Raw genomic sequence first — 21,562 nt, forward strand, 5'->3', positions numbered from 1 at the left:
TAAGTCGCCTTTATTTGATTGACTATTAAACCCGACTTAACATTTCTATAACATATGATGCTGACTTTTGCCATGTAAAATTAAAATCAATTAAAACTAAAAAATTAAAATGAAAAAATTTGTTCTATCTATTTTGATCTTAACATCGCTCACTTTTTCTTTTACAAGCTGTGAGGATGAAACAAACAGAGGAGGTGTTTCTTGCTTTAATGGTATTTTGGATGGTGATGAGACTGGAGTTGATTGTGGTGGTTCATGTGTTCCATGTGCTACTTGTGATGATGGAATCAAAAACGGTGATGAAACCGGAATTGATTGTGGAGGTTCTTGTGAACCCTGTACAGGAGTAATTACAATTTCTGGCGAAATACTTGCCGATGCGACCTGGACGGCAAACAATGTATATGTATTAGCAGGAAAAGTTGTTGTTGAGGATGGAATAACATTAACAATTGAACCTGGAACTATTGTAAAAGGGCAAAAAGGAACAGGCTCATTAGCTTCTGCATTGATCGTTGCCCGTGGAGGTAAAATCATGGCAGAAGGCACATCTGAAAGGCCGATTATCTTTACTTCTATAGATGATAATATTGAAGTTGGCCAGCAAGCAGGAACTAATCTGAATGAAAGTAATAACGGACTTTGGGGTGGTGTACTGATCTTAGGGTATGCCAAAGGATCTTTTAAAGGAGATGTAACGGAGGTTCAAATTGAAGGGATCCCTGCCGGTGACACTTTTGGATTATACGGAGGTGATGATGACGATGATAACTCAGGAGTTTTCAAATATGTTTCTATTCGTCACGGTGGTGCTTTGATTGGAGAAGGAAATGAGATCAATGGATTGACATTAGGAGCGGTAGGTAGAGGAACCGTGATTGATCAGGTAGAGGTTGTGGCAAACTTTGACGATGGCGTTGAGTTCTTTGGCGGAACAGTGAATGCTTCCAACTTATTGGTATGGGCACAAGGAGACGATGGATTGGATATCGATCAAGGCTATGCAGGAACCATTGAAAACTCTTTGGTTATACTGGGAGAAACTTCAGACCATGCTTTTGAAGTTGACGGGCCGGAAGGTGCTTACGAAGGGTTGTTTACGATTAACAACACGACAATTATCGGCGATGCTGCAACACCAGGAGGTGAATATGCCGATTACAGAAGCAGGGCGATGGGCGCAACTAACAATATCTACGCTTATGGTTTCAAGGAGTCTTCAGATGTAGAATTGGATAACAATGGTGTTTCTCAAAACTTTCTTGACGGGAAGTTGACTTTCTCAGGATGGGAAATTGTTGGATATGACAACAGTATTTTCCAGGAAAAAGTAGCCAAAGATGCTGACGGAAACGAAACAGAGAATAAAATTATTTTGAGCCCTGACTTTACTGAAAGAGCAGCTGCCTGGACGAAAGAAGTTACAGCAGGGTCACAAACAGTTGGAGCTGACGTATCGGTTTTCAATTGGACATATGCCAAAGCAAAAGGAGCTTTCTAAGAACACGAAACAAAGAAACGAAACAAACCAATTGCCCATCTGTTGAAAGATGGGCAATTGTGATACAAAAACGATAAGAAAGATAGTAATGAAGAAACAATTTTTATACCTGGTTATTTTTGCTTTATTCAGCCAGTTGGGCTTTGCCCAAACAGGGGAATTAGCAGGAACGGTAATGGATAAGGAATATAACGATATACTTCCTTTTGCCAATGTAATAATTAAAGAAACGGGAACCGGAACCACTACGGATTTCGAAGGAAACTATAGTTTAAAACTAGAAGAAGGAGTTTATACAGTAGTCTTTTCTTTTATAGGATATGAAACCATCGAAATTTCAGAAGTGAGTATCAGTTCTGGAGAGTCTGTGACAGTGAATGCCAGTATTGGTCCTCTTTCAAATGAACTGGAAGAAGTTATCGTAAAAGCAACGACTGCAGAGAATACCGAAGCGTCCATCTTAAATGTCCAAAAGAAATCGATTAATTTACTCGATGGGATTTCTGCACAGACTTTTAGCAAAATTGGGGCGAGTAAAGCAGCCAGTGCTGTAAAAAGTGTACCTGGAGTATCTGTACAAGGAGGTAAATATGTGTATGTAAGGGGTCTTGGTGACCGCTATACCAAGTCTATTTTAAATGGTGTTGATATTCCTGGTTTGGACCCGGACAGAAACACAATTCAACTGGATATTTTTCCTACGAATGTTTTAGATAATATTCAGGTAGTAAAGTCCTTTACTGCAGATTATCCTGCTGATTTTACGGGTGGAGTAGTCAATATTGTAACCAAGGATTTTCCAAACAAAGAAACCTATAGCGTTTCGGTAGGGGCCGAGTACAATCCAAACATGCATTTTAATTCTAATTATTTAGATTATAAAGGAAGCAAGTCAGATCCATTGGGTTTTGACAGTGGTAAAAGAGCGAGACCGATACCGCGGGACATTACAATTCCTCCTCCATCTGATAATAACCCTGCCACGTCCTATTGGACCTCGCAATTTGAGCCTGAAATGGCAGCTCAGAATGAAACGAGTTTTATGAATACAAATTTTGGATTCACTGCCGGTAATTTATACGATGTTGGTCAGGGGAATAAGCTTGGCTATTTGGCGGTTGCTTCTTACAGAAACGAGTTTTTATACTACAAGGATATTGAAAATGGAAACTGGAGAAAATCGGAGGATAAAAGTGTAACAGAATTGGACCCAGACAAATTACAGAAAGGTGATTTGGCAAAAAACAGTGTACTTTGGAATGTAATGGGAGGCTTGACTTTTAAGACTGATAAGAGTAAGTACAAGTTATCGGCATTGCATATTCAAAATGGAATTTCAAGTGCCGGGTATTTAAGACAGGAATTATTGTTTTCAGATGCGGTAACTATTTTTAAGGACAACCTTGAATACAAACAAAGTCAGATCACAAATATACTGCTAAACGGAAAGCATGCAAATGATGATGGAAGCTGGAATATTGAATGGAAAGTAGCCCCGACAATTTCAAAAATAAATGATAAGGATGTGAGGGTAACTCCTTTTGAATATGATGTTGATGAAGATGTTTATTTTATCAGCCCCAGTTCAGCTGGAAGTCCACAAAGAATCTGGAGGGATCTGGAAGAGGTGAATTTAGTGGGTAAATTAGACTTTTCAAAGAAACATACATTTTTGGGGAAAGGAGCTAAGTTGCTATTTGGTGGAAATTATACCTATAAGCAAAGAGACTTTTCCATTGATTCTTATCAGTTAAGGATTCAAGGAGGTGCAGGTCAGGAATTTGAGGGAGATGCCGACAGACTGCTGGATCCTCAGAACATCTGGACTGTAAACACTCAGAAAGGAACCTATGCCGAAGGGAACTTTGAACCCGCAAATACCTTTGATGCAACACAGAATATCGCAGCGGTTTATGCTTCTGAAGAATTTCAGATTACGGACAAGTTAAAATCTATTATCGGACTTCGTTTTGAGAAATTTGATTTGTTTTATACAGGAACAAACAATCAGGGAGATGTTGTTTTAGACAATGAACAATTGTTAGACAAGGCAGATTTATTTCCTTCTGCCAATTTTATTTATGCGCTTAATGATGCTTCAAACTTAAGGTTTGCTTATGGAAGAACAACAGCAAGACCCTCTTTTAAAGAAGCTTCTATTACCCAGATTTTTGACCCGATTTCAAGTACAACGTTTAACGGTAATATTGAGTTGCAACCGACCTATGTCAATAATTTAGATTTACGCTGGGAGCATTTTGGAGAAAGAGCTCAAATGTTTGCAGTTAGTGCCTTTTACAAGAATTTTAAGGATCCTATTGAATTGTCTTACTTTTTATCCGCTTCAGACCAGTTTATACCTTTGAATACAGGAAAAGCGACAGTATACGGAGCTGAATTTGAAATGAGAAAAAACTTCGGATTTATCATGGATAAACTAGAGGATTTTAGTTTTAACCTGAACTTTTCTCTGATTAAATCTGAGTTAGAAATGACAGATGCAGAATTGGAAAGAAGAACCTTGAGTTTAAGAGATGGAGAGACATTGAGTGATACGCGTGACATGCAGGGCCAGTCTCCGTATTTGGTCAATTTCGGATTAAATTATGCCAATGATAAGGGATGGCAATCGAGTCTTTATTATAATGTGCAGGGTAAAACCCTTCAGGTAGTTGGTACCGGAGATGTTCCGGATGCGTATACCATGCCATTTCATAGTTTGGATTTTATTTTAAATAAATCTTTTGGAGAGGAGCAAAATTCAACCATCAATTTTTCCATCAAAAATATCCTGGATAGCAAAAGAGAAGCTCGTTATCAATCTTTTGAAGCAGAAGATCAGATCTTTTCCAGTCTAAGCCCTGGAAGAGGAATCTCTGTTGGATATTCCTACAGGTTCTAGGCCGCGATTTGACAAAGTCACTTCTGAAAGAGTTACATTAATTACCCTTGTGAACCAATAATTGTTGGATCACAAGGGTTTTTAGCGAATACCTTCTTCGTGTAATCCTCTACAGGACATTCAAAACAAGGGAAGTTCATTTAAAAGCAAAAGGATTAAAAACAGCGGTTGTTATGATTCCAGTTTCATGGAAAGTTCAAACCATCTTTCTTCTTTATGTTCTAATTCGGATATGATTCTTTCCAGCTCAAGAGAGGTTTCTTCAATTTTGTCAGACGGGACTTCATTGTTGGTGAATTTGCTTTCAATAATTGCTTTTTTCTTTTCTAGATTAGCGATTTCTTTTTCAAGTTTTCCAAACTCTCTTTTTTCTGAATGAGATAATTCATTGGCTGACGGAGCCGATTTTCTACTATCTTCTTTTTTAACTTTTAGACTGCTTTCAGCTGGCTTTGAGTCTTCATAACTGCGATAATCAGAATAATTCCCAGGAAAACCATTGATAACTCCATCACCTTCAAAGACAAATAAATGATCGACAATTCTGTCCATAAAATACCTGTCATGTGATATTACAAGCAGATTTCCAGGATAGTCTAAAAGAAAGTTTTCGAGAACCTGTAGCGTGATAATATCCAAATCATTTGTTGGCTCATCAAGAATCAAAAAATTAGGATTTTGAATTAGAACGGTACAAAGAAAGAGGCGCTTCAGTTCACCTCCGGATAACTTCTCCACAAAGTCATATTGTTTTTTACGGTCAAATAAAAATCGTTCAAGCAACTGTCCGGCACTGATTGCTTTGCCTTTTGCCAAGGGAATGTATTCTCCGTACTCTTTGATTACCTCAATTACTTTTTGCCCTTCTTTTATTTGTATGCCTCCTTGCGAATAATATCCAAATTTAATGGTATCACCAATGACCACCTTTCCGGTATCAGTTGCCAGACCACCGGTGAGAATATTGACAAAAGTAGATTTTCCAGTACCGTTTTTACCAATAATCCCGATGCGTTCCCCACGTTTAAACACATAATCAAACTTATTGAACAAGACGTTATTATCAAAGGCCTTTGAAATATTATGTAACTCAACTACTTTACTACCGAGTCTTTCCATCTGTATTTCTAATTGCACCTGATGATCTTTTCTTCTTTGATGGGCAATTTCTTTTATTTGGTGGAAGTCGTCAATTCTTGATTTAGATTTGGTCGTGCGGGCTTTGGGTTGCCTGCGCATCCAATCCAACTCCTTTTTGAAGAGGTTTCTTGCTTTTGAAACGGTGGTTTGCTCTGCAGTGATACGCTCTTCTTTTTTCTCCAGATAATAGGAGTAATTTCCTTTGTAGCGATATATTTTTCCGTGATCTAACTCCAGAATATCATTGCAGACCCTATCTAAAAAATACCTGTCATGAGTTACCATGAACAGGGTTGAATTAGCCTTTTTTAAATATTGTTCCAGCCATTCGATCATTTCAAGGTCCAGATGATTTGTCGGTTCATCCAGGATCAGCAGATCCGGTTGATCTAATAATATCATGGCAAGAGCCAGTCTTTTCTTTTGCCCTCCGGACAGAGACGACACTTTTTTATGAAGATCACTTAATTTTAACTTAAATAGAATTTGCTTGTACTGGGTTTCGAAATCCCAGGCATTCTTTTGTTCCATCAATTCAAAAGCCTTCTGATAAGCTTCCGCATCTTCAGGATGCTCTAAAGCATGCTCATAGCGTTCTATTATTTTTAAAGTTTCATTATCAGAATCGAAAATAGTTTGCTCAATTGTTAGCGCTTCATTGAGATCTTCTTTTTGAGAAAGGTACGCTACTTTTAAGTCTTTCCGAAGAATGATTTGACCCGTATCAGGGGTATCATCTCCCGAGATAATTTTGAGTAAGGTAGTTTTTCCGGTGCCGTTTTTAGCGACAAATCCAATCTTTTGATCCTTGTTGATGCCGAAGGAAATGTCTTCAAAAAGGACCCTGTCACCAAAGGATTTTGAAATATTCTCAACTGATAAGTAGTTCACTCAAATACGAATTTAAAGGTGTTCATTCTGGCTGGCAAGTTAAGCCAAAAAGAATCAAGAAAAATGAAGATTTTCAGACTATCCTTTAAACTGTGAAACGAAATCTTTTTGATACTGATCCCATTGTTCCTGAGTGTTGATCGTTTGATGATCGTTATTTAAGAAAAGTTTTAAGTACAACTCTAACTGATTGGGCGTTTTATAACCCGGTATAGGGAGCAACGTATCTCCGTTTTCATTAAAAAATACAATCGTTGGATAGGCTGTAATTTTCAGTGCGGTTGCCAGTTGGTGTTGTGCATTTCTTCCACTTCTTTTTGGGTCGTAGTCGGGGTTGCTGAATACCTGATCTTTAAAATTAACGGCCTTATTTCCTTCGGCATTAAATTTTACCGCATAATAATTAGCATTGATATATTCGACAACATCCGGATTTTGGAAGGTGTTTTTGTCGAGCATTTTACAAGGTCCACACCAGGATGTATACACATCCATCATAATTTTTCGAGGCTGAACGGCCTGGGCAGCAACGGCTTCCTCAAGACTCATCCAGTTTATTTTTTTCTTTTGGGCATGCGTTGAAAGGCTTACCAAAAAAAGCGCTAAAATAAAAAAGGTCTTCTTCATCGTATTCATATTATTCATGGCCTTAGTAGGGTTCATTCCTGCAAAATTACATAATCTGACCTAAAAATTTGTTAAAGGACATGTTAATGAAACAGATTCTGCCAAAAATTATTTTACACCGTGCATTAATTTTTTTAGAACCGGGTTCAGCATGATTGACACAAATCCCATGGCAATAGGAATTATTGTAAAGATCAGGAAAAATGAACTCAAAGAGTATTCTTCAGAAATTTTATCGATCATTCCCCCCATGGTTCCTGCTGCTTTTTGACCTATGGCAATGGCTAAATACCAGATCCCAAACATAAATCCAATCATTCTAGGCGGCACCAATTTGCTTAAATAAGACAATCCTACCGGCGAAAGACATAATTCACCCATTGTATGAAAAAGGTAGGCCAGAATCAAGAAAATCATGCTTACAGAAGCTGTTTTTGCACCTTGCGGAATATCTGAGGTCCCAAAAGCAAGAATAGCAAAACCCAGACCGAGCAAAATTAGACCAATACCGTATTTAACGGCTGCACTTGGATTGTATTTACTTTCCCACCAACGTGAAAACAAAGGAGCCAAACTGATAATAAAGAATGAATTCAAAATTCCAAACCAACTTGCTTCGATCTGATTTCCTTCCTGAGAAAATTTATCGACCAATCTGTAAATAACCAGTCCCCAAACACCTACAAAAGCAAGTGCAAGAACCATATTAGAGACAGGTATTTTCATATAGGTTTTCTTAAACAGTAAGTATAAAACCCAGGTAATTATAATCAAAGGGATGGTGGTCAAAAGCCCGTCAATTATTTTAAAAATAAGGGCAGAAGAACCAACCAGGTCTCTATTGGTATAGTCTCTGGCAAACAAGGTCATGGAGCCAAGGGATTGTTCAAAGGCTGCAAAAAAGAAAACCGTAAACAATCCGAAAATAGCAACAGCGATAATTCGATCTCTCACAATCGGTAAGTATCTTGATACCCTTGTTACCAATAAAACAAGAAAGAGCACCAGGGCAGTTAAAACGATTACGTTTGAGCCGCTAAGGCCACCTAATTCAAATGGTAACAGATTGATGCCTTCAATAAGCTCTAAAGGATGATTAAACAAGTATAAAAGACCTCCAACGGATGACAATACGATCAACACCATGTCAAATTTGGTAAAAGGATTTAATTTTTCATCACTTTTTGTTTCCTGCACACCCTGTTCTGATGCAGCTTCCAATTCTTTTACTTTTGCAGGAGATTCTCCGATAGAACCAAAAAGATCTTTCGCCAACCAGAATTGCAACATTCCTAAAAACATAAAAATACCAGCCAGACCAAAGCCCCAGGACCAGCCAAAATTTTCAGCCAGATAGCCACACAACATCATACCAAAAAAAGCTCCAGAGTTAACACCCATATAGAAAATGGTGTAGGCTCCGTCTTTTTTCGATTCTTTCCCTTTATACATGGAGGAAATAATAGACGTGATATTTGGTTTAAAAAATCCGGTTCCAATGACCAGTAAACCAAGTCCCAGATACAAAGACCATGGAGTTTCTATGGCCATGGAAGCATGACCCAGTGTCATGATAAAACAACCGATAACCACGGCCCATTTATAACCAACATATTTATCGGCAATAAAGCCGCCAACAATAGGAGTCAGATATAGCAAAGAAGCATAGGTCCCGATCAATGCCAGGGCATTTTCACGAGGCCATTCCCATCCGGGATTGTCACTGATAATAGGCGCGGTTAAAAATAAAACCAAAAGGATCCTCATTCCATAGAATGAAAAACGTTCCCACATTTCTGTAAAAAAAAGGATAAATAATCCTGCAGGGTGACCTAAAACAGTGTGCTTAAATAATTTTTCTATATCGGTGTTCATAGTAAGGTGTATTTATAAGAAAAGCCGAACAATACGCCCGACTTTGTAATTTTATTAGTGAATATTTCCCATTAGTTTTTTCATCAAAGGACCAAAAATAAGAACGATGATTCCTGCGCCCAATGAATACTTGGCTATCAAACTAAAGCCATCAATATAAACAGCAAGCGTGTCTAAACCACCAATATTGGCATCTGTACTTTCGATGGCCAGTTGTTTTGAAATAAATCCAACGATCTGAAATGCATAGGCGGATGAAAGAAACCAAACACCCATCATAAAGGCAACAATTCTCTTGGGAGACAAATCAGTGATCTTTGACAGACCCACCGGAGACATAAACAATTCCCCGACGGAGATAATAAAATACATAGCCAATAAATAAATCATTGGGACCATTCCGTTTTCATCTGCACTACCTCCACTCAAGGCCAGAATATAAAAACTTAGGCCGGCAAGTACCAGCCCCAAGCCAAATTTATAAGGCGTTCGAGGATTTAAATTCCTTTTGCTTAGGTATGCCCATAACAAGGAAATCGGAATCGCAAGGATGATAATGAACATTGAGTTTAGTGCATTCGTCTGACTTGCATTTAAGAATGTTAAGTTTACGTTTCTTGCTGCAAATAAAGTGATAACACTTCCTGACAATTCATGGAAGCCCCAGAATAGCGTCATAAAGAAGGTAATCAGGATAGCCATGAATAATTTTTTACGCTCATCCGGTGTGGATTTCAACATGATCATCGCCATATATATGACGATAGCCACACCGATTAGTTTAAAAATTAAACTGACATATGTTTGATCTCCTAGAAATGATTCTCCCCCGGCAATAGCCTTGTAAGCTGACAGAATATAAGCAATCAGTGGCACTGTTAATACTGCGATTGTCGGTACCAATATTTTTTGGGGGATACCTATGATTTTTTTCTCGTAAATTTCTTTGCTTGGCGGCATGCCTCTGTCTCCAAAAACATTTTTCTTGATGCCACTCCAAAAGAAAATAAGGCCTGTCATCATACCGATACCTGCAAGTCCAAATCCATAATGCCATCCATATTGGGTTGCTAACCATCCACAAAGCAGCGGGGCAACGAAACCACCAATATTAATTCCCATATAGAAAATGGTAAAACCGGAATCTTTTCTTGTATCTCCTTCAGGATATAAGGAACCAACAAACGTCGAGATATTTGGTTTGAAAAACCCATTGCCGACCACAATAAATGCCAGTGCCAGAAAGAAGGCCACATTGTTTTCGATGGCAAGCACAAAATGTCCGATGGCCATTAAGACTCCACCTAAAAAAATGGAGCTTCGCATTCCTAAAATTTTATCTGAAATTCTTCCGCCAATAACGGTCGAAGCATATACCAAAGAGCCATAAGAAGCGTAAACTACAGCAGTGGCCGCATCTCTTTCTACCAAGGCTTTGAAAATTTCCTGCACCATGTAGAGCGTCAAAAGGGCCCTCATTCCATAGAAACTAAATCGCTCCCAGAGTTCTGCAAAAAATAAATAAAATAGACCTTTAGGATGTCCGAACATTTCCTGTTCCGTAGCGTCTTTTGTAGTAGATGTCATATTGATTTTGAATGAATTAGTCGATGATGTTTTGTTCTGTTGGTTGTGGCTCTCCAAGCGAACGATCGATAAATGTAGTCATTTTTTTGAAAAGGTGTAAGCGGGTATTTCTACCTCTGTAAATGCCGTGTGCTCTATCAGGATATGTAAAATAATCAAATTGCTTATTGGCTTCTACCAAGGCATTGATCATTTGCATCGAATTTTGCACATGGACATTGTCATCTCCGGTTCCATGAATAAGTAAATAATCGCCTTTTAACTGATCGGCAAAATTGACCGGTGAATTTTCATCATAACCAGCAGCATTTTCCTGTGGAGTCTGCATGTATCTTTCAGTGTACACAGAGTCATAATATCTCCAAGACGTTACAGGTGCAACAGCAATAGCCATTTTAAACACATCTGCTCCTTTGGTGATGGCAAGCGAACTCATAAAGCCACCATAACTCCAGCCCCAGATACCAATTCTATTTTTATCTATATAGCTTCTTTTTCCTAATTCTTTTGCAGATTCGATTTGATCTTCAATCTCATATTTACCGAGTTCTTTATAGGTGACTTTTTTAAAGTCTCTTCCTTTAAAACCAGTTCCTCTGCCATCCACACAAACAATGATATACCCTTTCTGACTGAGCATCATATGCCAATAATCATGTCTCCAGGCATTGTGCCATCTGTTCGCTACTTGCTGTGATCCAGGTCCTGAGTATTGAAACATCAATAAAGGATACTCCTTGTTTGGGTCAAAATCTTTCGGTTTGATCATCCACATATTGAATTCACCATTGACAGTTTTTATGGTGCCGAATTCTTTTGAAGGCAGGTCATAGGCAGTCAATTTTTCCGCCAGGTTCAGGTTGTTTTTAATTTCTTTTAATTCCTTTCCTGTTTTGGCATCAACCAAGGTATAGACAGTAGGAGTTGTAGCACTAGAATAAGTGTTTACAAAGTAGTTTAAACTATTGCTGAATTTTGCGGAGTTTATACCGACAAACTTGCTGAGTTTTTTCTTTTTCTTTCCAGAAATATCAATAGAATAAACACTTCTGTTAATTGACCCCTCTTCGGTAGATTGATAGAATATTTTCTTTGACTTTTTATCAAAGCCATAGTATTTGGTGACTTCCCAAGGCCCCTGGGTGATTTGATTTTGAAGCTTGCCTTTCTTGTCATAGGAATATAAATGATTAAAGCCATCTTTTTCACTACTCCAGATAAAGCTATTATCATGCAGAAAAGTCAAATCATCATTGATATCAACATAGGCTGCATCCTTTTCGTTTAGAAGTAAGGAGGCCGTATTTGAAGCAGCGTTGAACGACACCAGATTCAAATTGTTCTGATGTCTGTTAATGGTGGTTACGGCCAATACGTCGGCTTCTTTGGTCCACTGAATTCGTGGAATATAATATTGTTCGTAGGATTTGATATTCGCTTCAAATTTTTTGTCTTTGTCAAGATCAAAAATATAAAGTGCTACCGTAGAATTTGTTTCTCCTGCTTTTGGATATTTAAATGTTTGATCGCCGGGATATAGTCCAGTACCATAAGTGTCCATGGAAAATTCTGGAACCGCTGTTTCGTCAAATCGTATAAAGGCAATTTTGTTAGAGGTAGCATTCCATTGAAATGCCCTCACAAAACTGAACTCTTCTTCATAGACCCAATCGGTTATCCCGTTTATTATTTTGTTTTTTTCACCATCCGCGGTAACTTGCTTTATCTCTTTGGAAGCAAGGTCTTTTATATAAAGGTTGTTTTCAAAGACATAGGCCACTTTTTTGCCATCTGGTGAAAAAGTAGGAGACTGTATATTTTTGTCAACGATCAATTCAAGGCTTTTTTCAGCGATCACATAGACGTAGTATTTCCCAATTTTTGAACGCCGATAAATGGGTTCCAGATCTACTCCAATGATGAGTTTTTTTTCATCTTCGCTAAAGGCGTAATCATCAAAAAAAGTGATACCGTCCAGATCTTTTCCTACAACAACAGTTTCAATTTTTTCGAGGGTTTTATAATCGTACTTATCCATAAATGTACCATAAGAATTATGGTTTAAAATGGTGTAATAGTCTCCATTTTTCATGGATTGAAATGCTTCAAGAGATTCCGTGGCAAAGGTGTTATTGGCCCAGATATCTTCTAAAGTGATTTCTTTCTGTTGTGAAAAAAGTGGTTGAACTAATACAAATAATAGCAGTAAAAGGATTCTCATAAAAGGGTATTGAAATTTAAAAAACCAAGTTTACGGAAAATATATGAAATCAATTCTTTTTTAACGATAATATTTACCTATTGAGGCCTTTATTTTTCAACGTTTGTCTGCGATTTTTGTAAGGAAGAGGGCATGTACCGATAAACTGTTTAACGATTCTATTTTTGACTTGAAATTCATGCATTTTCTTAGGAATTTTATTGAAGATTATCTATCCGTATTTTATTTTGCTATTGATTATCTTTGTGAAGCTAAAAAATTGAATATGTCAAAAATGATCTCTGGGTTTTCTAAAATGAGCAAGTTGGAAAAAATTTCATGGCTCGCGGAGAATTATTTCCAGGATGTTAAAAAAGGAAAACAGATCTTAGATCAATATGTGAATCATGACGAGCAATTACAGTTACTTCATGATGAATTTATTGAAAATACGATTAGTAACTTCTATGTACCGTATGCTATTGCTCCTAACTTTTTGATCAACGGAAAATCATATGCCATTCCCATGGCAATTGAGGAAAGTTCTGTGGTGGCTGCGGCCGCACTAACTGCAAAATTTTGGAGTACAAGAGGTGGTTTTCAGGCAGAAGTGATTTCAACAACTAAAATAGGACAGGTACACTTTTTATTTGACGGAGCATATGAGGCATTGGAGGCATACTTTCTTTCCGTCAAGCAGGAGTTGATTAAGGCTACAGATGGGATTACTGTCAATATGAGGAAAAGAGGCGGAGGAATTGTCGGAATAGAGTTACGAGATAGAACCAATGACCTTGACCAGTATTACCAGCTTCATGTGACATTTGAAACAGGAGATAGTATGGGAGCCAATTTTATTAATTCCTGTTTAGAGACTATCGCCGGGGAATTTGAAAAAGAAGGAATTTCAATTATTATGAGTATCCTCTCTAACTATGTTCCCGAGTGTTTGGTAAGAGCCGAAGTGTCCTGTAAAACGGAAGATTTTTTTCCTGAAAACGCAGAAGTATATGCTAAAAAATTTGTGCAGGCGGTTGAAATAGCTAACGTTGAGCCATACCGTGCTGTAACTCATAATAAAGGAATTATGAATGGCATAGATGCGGTCGTCCTGGCAACAGGAAACGACTTTCGCGCTGTAGCGGCAGGGGCTCATGCCTATGCAGCTAAAGATGGCCGGTACACGAGTCTTACTCAGGCAACAGTAGAGAAGGGGGTTTTTAAATTTTGGATTGAGATTCCTTTATCTCTCGGAACCGTAGGTGGCTTAACCAAATTACATCCCTTGGCTAAATTATCCATGGAGATACTACAATTCCCTGATGCGAGGGAATTGATGAAAATTGTTGCCGTTGCGGGATTGGCTCAGAATTTTGCTGCCTTGAGAGCATTGACAACTACAGGAATTCAGGAAGGTCATATGAAAATGCACCTGATGAATATTTTGAATCAGCTGGAAGCGAATGTACATGAAAAAGAATTAATCATTGAAGAATTTAAAAATACCTCTGTTTCTCATAGTGCAGTTGCAGAATCCCTGCACAAGATCAGAACCGGACATTAAATAGTATCAGGTTATGAGTAAATAAAAATTTTCTATTTGATTCACTTGACATCTGCCTCGAGTATTGCGTATCTTTGGTAAAAATTAAATTAATCTAAAAAAACATATTATGTCATTCCAATTGCCAAAATTACCATACGCCTATGACGCTTTGGAGCCTCATATTGACGCAAGAACGATGGAGATTCACCATTCAAAACATCATAACGGATATACGAACAATTTAAACAATGCTATTGAAGGAACAGGTTTAGAAGGAAAGTCTATTTTAGACATTCTTGGAAATCTTGATCTGGCCAACGGCGCAGTTAGAAATAACGGAGGAGGTTTTTATAATCATGACTTATTCTGGACTGTAATGTCTCCAAATGGAGGTGGTGCTGCAACGGGAGCCGTTGCACAAGCCATCAATGAAGCATTTGGTTCATTCGATAGTTTTAAAGAAGCATTTGCCAAGGCGGCTGCCACTAGATTTGGATCAGGTTGGGCATGGTTATGTGTTCATAAAGGAGGTAAGGTTGAAGTTTGTTCAACAGCCAACCAAGACAATCCGTTGATGCCGGACATGGGATGTTCAGGAACACCAATTTTAGGGTTGGATGTTTGGGAACATGCTTATTATTTAAATTACCAGAACAGAAGACCAGATTATATCAATGCCTTTTTTAATGTGATCAACTGGGACGAAGTTAACAGAAGATACGAAGAAGGAAAATAATTTCATTTTTTCTTTTTGAACACCATAACCACGGAGCGACCCTCCGTGGTTCGTTTTTTAAGAGATCCCTATATATTTTCAAAACTTTTAATAGCATGACTTCCAGGAAAATAGCTTTTTTACTTGCCTTCTCAGCCGCCTTGATCTATGGGGTGAGCTTTACGGTGGCAAAAGAAGTAATGCCGTTATATATTCAACCCTTCGGATTCATTTTATTAAGAGTAGTCGGGGCCACTTTGTTGTTTTGGGCAGTAGGATTATTTGTTAAAAAAGAAAAAATTGAGCTAAAAGATTATCCCAGATTTGCTCTTGCCGCCTTATTTGGAATGGCACTGAATCAACTTTCATTCTTCAAAGGACTCAGCATGACCACGCCGATTAATGCATCGGTCATTATGGTCTGTACGCCAATTATCGTGTTGATTTTTTCATCAATTTTGCTGAATGAAAAGGCAACAAAGAAAAAATTACTCGGCATTTTTATTGGTTTGCTTGGGGCCGTTATTCTTATCATTTTTGGAAAAGAAATTGGAATGGCCAGTAATGCGTCATTGGGTAATTTATTGGTATTTGTCAATGCCAGTGCCTATGCGCTTTATTTGATTCTTGTGAAAAATTTAACCAAGAGATACCATGCCATAACACTGGCAAAATGGCTGTATCTTTTTGGATTGTTTATGGTCATTCCCTTCGGCATTTCCGAGCTTCAATTGGTAGAATGGCATACAATGCCGGTGCCGATATTTTTACGTGTTGGGTTTATTATCGTGTTTACTTCCTTTTTGACTTATTTATTCAACCTGTATGCCATTAAGGAGTTAAAACCAACCACCCTGAGTATTTTTATTTACTTACAACCCGTTATTGCCAGCAGCTATGCTTTACTTGTTGGCAGCGACTCTTTGAATTTATTAAAAATTGTGGCTACTGTGCTCATTTTTATCGGTGTATACCTTGTTACTCTCAAACCAAAGGAGGCTTAAATGAGCTGATTTTAATGGATGTTTGAAGAAGATAAAGATATTTTTATTAGTAACTTTGCTGAAATTTTAAAGAAATAAGATGATACAATCCATGACCGGATACGGGAAATCAATAGTTCAACTTGATACAAAGAAAATTAGCCTTGAAGTCAAATCATTGAACAGCAAGAATCTTGACATTAATACTCGTTTTCCTGGTGTATACAAAGAAAAAGAAATTGAAGTTCGAAAGCTTATTGCAAGTAATTTAGTTCGCGGAAAGGTTGATATGTCATTTTATATAGAATCCACGGGCCTTGAAACCAGTGCAAAAATAAATAAAGAAGTAGTTTCAAATTATATTTCCCAATTAGAGCAAATTCATAAGGAGGCGGATATTTTATCCATTGCGATGCGACTTCCGGACGTTTTAAAAACAGAAAGAGAGGAATTAGATCCTACAGAATGGACGGTCATTCAGGAAGGAATTCAGGAGGCTATTGATCATTTAAAAGAGTACAGGCTTTCCGAAGGGCAAGAGCTGGAAAAGGACTTTAAGAAACGAATTACCATTTTACAACAAAAATTGGAAGAAGTCATAAGTTTAGATACGGAAAGACTGGATCAGGTAAGGGAGCGATTAAAAAAATCGATCAATGAATTAGAACAGAATATCGATGAAAATCGTTTTGAACAGGAATTGATTTACTATTTGGAAAAACTCGATATTACAGAAGAGAAAGTAAGGCTCACAAATCATCTCAGTTATTTTATTCAAGAATTGAACGGGAATATTTCCAACGGTAAAAAATTAGGGTTTATCTCACAGGAAATTGGAAGAGAAATCAACACCATTGGATCAAAGGCTAATTTTGCTCCCATGCAAAAAGTGGTTGTTGAAATGAAAGATGAGTTAGAAAAAATAAAGGAACAATTATTAAATGTGTTGTAGCAATGGACATTGAAAAAGGAAAGTTAATTGTTTTTTCGGCCCCTTCCGGTTCGGGTAAAACAACAATCGTACATCATCTTTTACAACAACAAGACCTCCATCTGGACTTTTCTATTTCTGCTACATCCAGAGAAAAAAGAGGGAAGGAAATTGATGGGAAGGATTATTACTTTATCAGTCCTGAAAAATTCAAAAAGCATATTGAGGAGCATGAATTTGTTGAATGGGAGGAAGTTTATAAAGGGAATTTTTATGGGACACTTAAATCCGAAGTAGAACGAATTTGGTCGGAAGGGAAACACGCTATTTTTGATATTGATGTGGTAGGTGGGTTAAGAATAAAAGAAAAGTTTCCGGAGAAAACCCTTGCTGTGTTTGTGAAAACACCTTCCAAAGAAATCATGGAGGAACGATTGAGATCCAGAAAAACAGATTCTGAAGAGAAGATTAAGGAACGATTGGCAAAAGCCGATAGAGAGCTTTCTTTTGCTGATAAGTTTGATGTAATTCTCGTGAATGATGACCTGGAAAAGGCACAGAAGGAAGCAGCTGAAATGATCACTCAATTTGTTTCGTAGCTCGATATAAGGATAGTATGAAAATTGGACTTTTTTTTGGGAGTTTTAACCCGATTCATGTAGGTCATTTAATTATTGCCAATCACATGGCAGAATATTCAGACTTAGACGAGGTTTGGTTTGTTGTGACTCCTCACAATCCGTTTAAAAAGAAAAAAAGCCTTTTAGATGATCATCATCGATTTCAATTGGTGCTCAGAGCAACGGAGGATTATCCAAAATTAAAACCCAGCAATATTGAATTTGGCTTGCCTCAACCAAATTATACGATCAATACCCTGGTTCACTTGAAGGAAAAGCACCCTGATTACGATTTTAACCTCATTATGGGACAGGACAATCTCTATTCCTTCAAGAAGTGGAAAAACTATGAAACAATATTGGAGCATTATGAAATTTATGTGTATCCGCGAGTATCTGAGAAAAAAGAAGCACCTGAATTGCTATCTCATGCCAAGGTTCATTTTGTTCAAGCTCCAATTGTTGAAATTTCCTCAACGTTTATCCGAAAAGCAATAAAAGAGCATAAGGAAGTGAAGCCTCTTTTACCTCATACTGCCTGGATCTATTTGGATGAAATGAATTTTTACAAGTAGTATTCAGGAGGCAGAAAACAATTTTTGAGTCCGTTTGAGAACTTAAAAACATTGTATATTTGTGTTGAAAGTCTGATCATGGAGAAAAGTAGAAAAGAGAAAATAAAAGAAAAACTGACATTTAAATACCGCTTCGTTGTTTTAAATGAAGATACTTTTGAAGAGCGTTTTTCTTTTAAACTTAATCGTTTAAATGCCTTTATTTTTGGAGGTGTATTTTCCGTTTTACTAATTAGTCTTACAATTTTATTTATCACTCTAACTCCTTTAAAAGAATATATTCAGGGATACTCTTCAACCGAGTTGCAAAAAGAAACTACAGATCTGGTTTATAAAGTTGATTCCTTGAATCAGGCCTTAACCGTAAATGATCTCTATATAGAGAATATTCAGCAAGTTTTAAAAGGTGAAATTAAACGGGTAACCTTCAACAAAGATTCTGTGTTGCGTCAATTTCAAATTGATGAAATTGATTTTGCACCCTCTCAGGTAGATTCGGCTTTTCGTGAAGAAGTTGAGCAGATGGATCGGTTTAGTGTTTTTCAGCAAGCCAAAAAAAGCACTGACATTGTTTTTTCCAGTCCAATTAAAGGACAGATTACCCAGCAATATGATGATCAGGAGAAGCACTTTGCTGTAGATATTGCTGTGGACGAGGATACCCCTGTAAAAGCAGTTGCGGATGGTACCGTAATTTTTAAAGGATTTACTGCGGATACAGGTTATGTGATTGTTATTGAACATGGACAGGGCTTCACCTCCATTTATAAACACAACGCCTCGATTTTTAAAGAACAGGGAGAATTGGTAACTTCAGGAGAAGTGATAGCCAGTGCTGGCTCAACGGGTACCTTTTCTACTGGAGCACATCTTCATTTTGAATTGTGGAATGATGGATATCCGGTGAACCCGACCAACTATATTAATTTTGATTAAAGCAATCAAGGCAGCTTACTAATTATTAAGATTCTAAATACGTGATAAAGTCATTTTTTGCAAAAATTTATGCCAATATAGTTTCAAAACAGGTATATGCCTGGGCGAATGACCCCATAAATACACAAGACAAAGTTTTTAAAGAATTGATTGCTGAAGCCAGCAAAACAAGGTTTGGTCGCGATCATAATTTTCCTTCAATTGGTAGTTACGAGGATTATAAGGCACAAGTCCCAATAAGAGATTATGAGGGTCTAAAACCGTATGTAGAGGCAGTAAAAAATGGAGATTCTGATGTCCTTTGGAAGGGAAAGCCTTTGTATTTTGCCAAAACGTCGGGAACTACGTCCGGAGCGAAGTATATTCCAATTTCTAAAGAATCCATGCCGTATCAAATTGCGGCTGCAAAGGAGGCCTTGTTATTGTATATCGCTGAAACCGGGAAGGCTGATTTTGTCGATGGTAAAATGATTTTTCTACAGGGCTCACCAGTGATCGATGCGACGGATAAAATTAAGACAGGTAGACTGTCTGGTATCGTGGCTCATTATGTTCCGAAATATTTACAAAAAAACAGGTTGCCTTCATGGGAGGCAAACTGCATCGATGATTGGGAAACAAAGGTGAATGCAATTGTGGAAGAGACAGTTGTAGAAGATATGAGGCTTATCAGTGGGATTCCTTCCTGGGTACAAATGTATTTTGAAAAGCTGATTGATAAAGAGGGGAAAAAAGTGTCTGAGATTTTCCCAAACTTTAACCTGTTTGTGTATGGAGGCGTGAATTACGAACCCTATCGACAGAATATGGAAACGCTGATAGGGAAGAAAGTGGATTCAATCGAATTGTTTCCGGCATCTGAAGGTTTTTTTGCCTATCAGGACAAACAACGTAAAACCAGTGAATCAGACAAAGGCATGTTATTGTTGTTGAATAGCGGTATTTTTTACGAATTTATTCCTGCGGATAAATTTTTTGATGATTCACCTGAACGGATTAGCATAAAGGATGTGAAAGTAGGCGTTAATTATGTACTGATCATCTCAACAAATGCTGGTTTGTGGAGCTATAACATTGGAGATACAATAGCCTTTACTTCGATAAAACCATATCGTATTGTAGTGACGGGGAGGATTAAGCATTTTATATCCGCGTTTGGAGAGCATGTCATCGGTAAAGAGGTGGAAGAATCTATTCAGCTCGCCAGCCAGGGTACTACAATTCAAATAAAAGAGTTTACCGTGGCTCCTCAAGTGAATCCGGTTGAAGGGGAACTGCCCTATCACGAATGGTTTATAGAATTTGAAAATGAGCCAGAAGATCTGGCTGATTTTTCAAAAAAGATCGACCTTGAAATGCAACGACAGAACAGCTACTATTTTGATTTGATTCAAGGAAATATTTTGCAGCAGCTTAAAATAAGTATTGTTGAAAAGAACGGCTTTGATCATTATATGAAATCAGTGGGGAAACTGGGAGGACAGAATAAAATACCAAGGCTTGCCAATGATAGAAAAATTGCAGATCAGCTTAAAAAGATAGTTTAAATATGAAAGTAGTCTCTCTAAACATTGGAAGTAAGCAGGAAGTATTCTGGAAAGGAAAGGCTTATACAACGGGTATTTTTAAAAAGAGTGTTTCGGGCCCTGTTTTTTTGGATAAAGAAGATGTAGAAGGTGATGCGGTGATCGATCGAAAACATCATGGAGGTATTGAGCAGGCTGTATATGCTTATGGAGAGAACCATTATCAGTATTGGAAAGATTTATATCCTGCCTTGGAATTGAATTATGGCTTTTTTGGTGAAAACCTGACGCTATCAAGCCTTGATGAAACCACCGTACACGTTGGAGACATTTACCTCCTTGGAGAGACCATTCTTGAGGCGACAAAACCCCGCCAACCATGTGTAAAATTAGGGATTCGTTTTCAGGATGCAAAAGTGATCAAACAGTTTTGGAATACCAGTAAAAGTGGTGTTTATTTCAAAATTGTGCAAACAGGTAAAGTAGCAATTGAGGATGAATTGAAGCTTGTTGAAAAAGCTCTGAATTCACCATCAATTGCAGAAGTTTTTAATTCGAAGAAATAATACCTTATTTCTTAGCCAACAGATCTCTGATTTCCGTAAGAAGATCTTCTTGACTTGGCCCGGCAGGAGGCGCTGGAGCTTCCTCTTCCTCTTTTTTGAGTTTATTAACTGCTTTCACAATTAAGAACATTACAAAAGCAACAATAATAAAGTCGATCACATTTGTAATAAAGGCTCCATAAAGAACAGCTACAGTTCCTTCAACTACTCCTTCAGCGTTTGCCACGCCTTCTCGAACGATCCATTTAAGGTCTTTAAGGTCAGATTTCAACAATAGACCGATTAACGGTGAAACGATTCCTGCAGTAAATGAGGTGACCACACTTTTAAAGGCGGCACCCATTACAAAACCTACGGCAATGTCCAGTAAACTACCCTTCAGGGCAAATTCTTTAAATTCTTTGAGCATGTTGTTTTTATTAAGATTTGTGTTGAAGCGAA

Annotated in this window: 17 protein-coding genes; 11 read left to right on the plus strand and 6 right to left on the minus strand. The window is 37.6% G+C overall.

The annotated features are described in order from the left end of the window. Positions 1 to 109: 109 nt before the first annotated feature. A complete protein-coding gene (locus tag ACR2MV_RS10550; RefSeq protein ID WP_434021876.1) occupies positions 110 to 1,501 on the plus strand; it encodes a hypothetical protein in 1,392 nt (463 codons plus the stop codon). Between the two features lie 88 nt (positions 1,502 to 1,589). Beyond that, positions 1,590 to 4,403: a TonB-dependent receptor domain-containing protein gene (locus ACR2MV_RS10555; protein WP_434021877.1), complete on the plus strand. Its 2,814-nt coding sequence runs from the start codon at positions 1,590 to 1,592 to the stop codon at positions 4,401 to 4,403. A gap of 171 nt (positions 4,404 to 4,574) precedes the next feature. Here ACR2MV_RS10555 and ACR2MV_RS10560 read toward each other — a convergent pair whose 3' ends face one another. The 5 genes from ACR2MV_RS10560 to ACR2MV_RS10580 form a co-directional block, all read right to left on the minus strand. Continuing rightward, positions 4,575 to 6,434 carry an ABC-F family ATP-binding cassette domain-containing protein gene (locus tag ACR2MV_RS10560; RefSeq protein ID WP_434021878.1) on the minus strand — a complete coding sequence of 620 codons (1,860 nt, stop codon included), beginning with the start codon at positions 6,432 to 6,434 and terminating at the stop codon, positions 4,575 to 4,577. A 78-nt stretch (positions 6,435 to 6,512) separates the two neighbouring features. Then, positions 6,513 to 7,097 carry a thioredoxin family protein gene (locus tag ACR2MV_RS10565; RefSeq protein WP_434021879.1) on the minus strand — a complete coding sequence of 195 codons (585 nt, stop codon included), beginning with the start codon at positions 7,095 to 7,097 and terminating at the stop codon, positions 6,513 to 6,515. Positions 7,098 to 7,169: 72 nt separating this feature from the next. Then, positions 7,170 to 8,936: a peptide MFS transporter gene (locus tag ACR2MV_RS10570; RefSeq protein ID WP_434021880.1), complete on the minus strand. Its 1,767-nt coding sequence runs from the start codon at positions 8,934 to 8,936 to the stop codon at positions 7,170 to 7,172. Between the two features lie 54 nt (positions 8,937 to 8,990). Beyond that, a complete protein-coding gene (locus ACR2MV_RS10575; protein WP_434021881.1) occupies positions 8,991 to 10,523 on the minus strand; it encodes a peptide MFS transporter in 1,533 nt (510 codons plus the stop codon). 16 nt (positions 10,524 to 10,539) lie between these two features. Further along, on the minus strand, positions 10,540 to 12,744 hold the full coding sequence (locus tag ACR2MV_RS10580) for a S9 family peptidase (RefSeq protein ID WP_434021882.1): 2,205 nt from the start codon (positions 12,742 to 12,744) through the stop codon (positions 10,540 to 10,542). A 265-nt stretch (positions 12,745 to 13,009) separates the two neighbouring features. On the opposite strand from ACR2MV_RS10580, the gene ACR2MV_RS10585 reads away from it, so the two are divergent. From ACR2MV_RS10585 to ACR2MV_RS10625, 9 genes are all read left to right on the plus strand, one after another. After that, positions 13,010 to 14,287, plus strand: a complete 1,278-nt coding sequence (locus ACR2MV_RS10585; RefSeq protein ID WP_434021883.1) for a hydroxymethylglutaryl-CoA reductase, degradative — start codon at positions 13,010 to 13,012, stop codon at positions 14,285 to 14,287. A gap of 109 nt (positions 14,288 to 14,396) precedes the next feature. After that, entirely contained in the window at positions 14,397 to 15,005 is a 609-nt protein-coding gene (locus ACR2MV_RS10590) for a superoxide dismutase (protein ID WP_434021884.1), read from the plus strand. 95 nt (positions 15,006 to 15,100) lie between these two features. Further along, a complete protein-coding gene (locus tag ACR2MV_RS10595; protein ID WP_434021885.1) occupies positions 15,101 to 15,988 on the plus strand; it encodes a DMT family transporter in 888 nt (295 codons plus the stop codon). A gap of 79 nt (positions 15,989 to 16,067) precedes the next feature. Further along, on the plus strand, positions 16,068 to 16,919 hold the full coding sequence (locus tag ACR2MV_RS10600) for a YicC/YloC family endoribonuclease (protein ID WP_434021886.1): 852 nt from the start codon (positions 16,068 to 16,070) through the stop codon (positions 16,917 to 16,919). A gap of 8 nt (positions 16,920 to 16,927) precedes the next feature. After that, on the plus strand, positions 16,928 to 17,497 hold the full coding sequence (gene gmk / locus ACR2MV_RS10605; protein WP_434021901.1) for a guanylate kinase: 570 nt from the start codon (positions 16,928 to 16,930) through the stop codon (positions 17,495 to 17,497). A gap of 17 nt (positions 17,498 to 17,514) precedes the next feature. Continuing rightward, positions 17,515 to 18,093, plus strand: coding sequence for a nicotinate (nicotinamide) nucleotide adenylyltransferase (nadD, locus tag ACR2MV_RS10610; RefSeq protein WP_434021887.1), 579 nt, complete (start codon positions 17,515 to 17,517; stop codon positions 18,091 to 18,093). A 78-nt stretch (positions 18,094 to 18,171) separates the two neighbouring features. Continuing rightward, positions 18,172 to 19,029 (plus strand): M23 family metallopeptidase, encoded by an 858-nt coding sequence (locus tag ACR2MV_RS10615; RefSeq protein ID WP_434021888.1) that lies wholly within the window; start codon positions 18,172 to 18,174, stop codon positions 19,027 to 19,029. 41 nt (positions 19,030 to 19,070) lie between these two features. Then, positions 19,071 to 20,576, plus strand: coding sequence for a GH3 family domain-containing protein (locus tag ACR2MV_RS10620; RefSeq protein ID WP_434021889.1), 1,506 nt, complete (start codon positions 19,071 to 19,073; stop codon positions 20,574 to 20,576). Positions 20,577 to 20,578: 2 nt separating this feature from the next. Then, positions 20,579 to 21,121: an MOSC domain-containing protein gene (locus ACR2MV_RS10625; protein ID WP_434021890.1), complete on the plus strand. Its 543-nt coding sequence runs from the start codon at positions 20,579 to 20,581 to the stop codon at positions 21,119 to 21,121. A gap of 4 nt (positions 21,122 to 21,125) precedes the next feature. Here the strand turns inward: ACR2MV_RS10625 and mscL are convergent, their stop codons facing one another. Further along, positions 21,126 to 21,530, minus strand: coding sequence for a large conductance mechanosensitive channel protein MscL (mscL, locus tag ACR2MV_RS10630; RefSeq protein WP_434021891.1), 405 nt, complete (start codon positions 21,528 to 21,530; stop codon positions 21,126 to 21,128). Positions 21,531 to 21,562: the final 32 nt, after the last annotated feature.

This window comes from Lutimonas sp., from assembly GCF_051011215.1.
GTDB lineage: Bacteria > Bacteroidota > Bacteroidia > Flavobacteriales > Flavobacteriaceae > Lutimonas.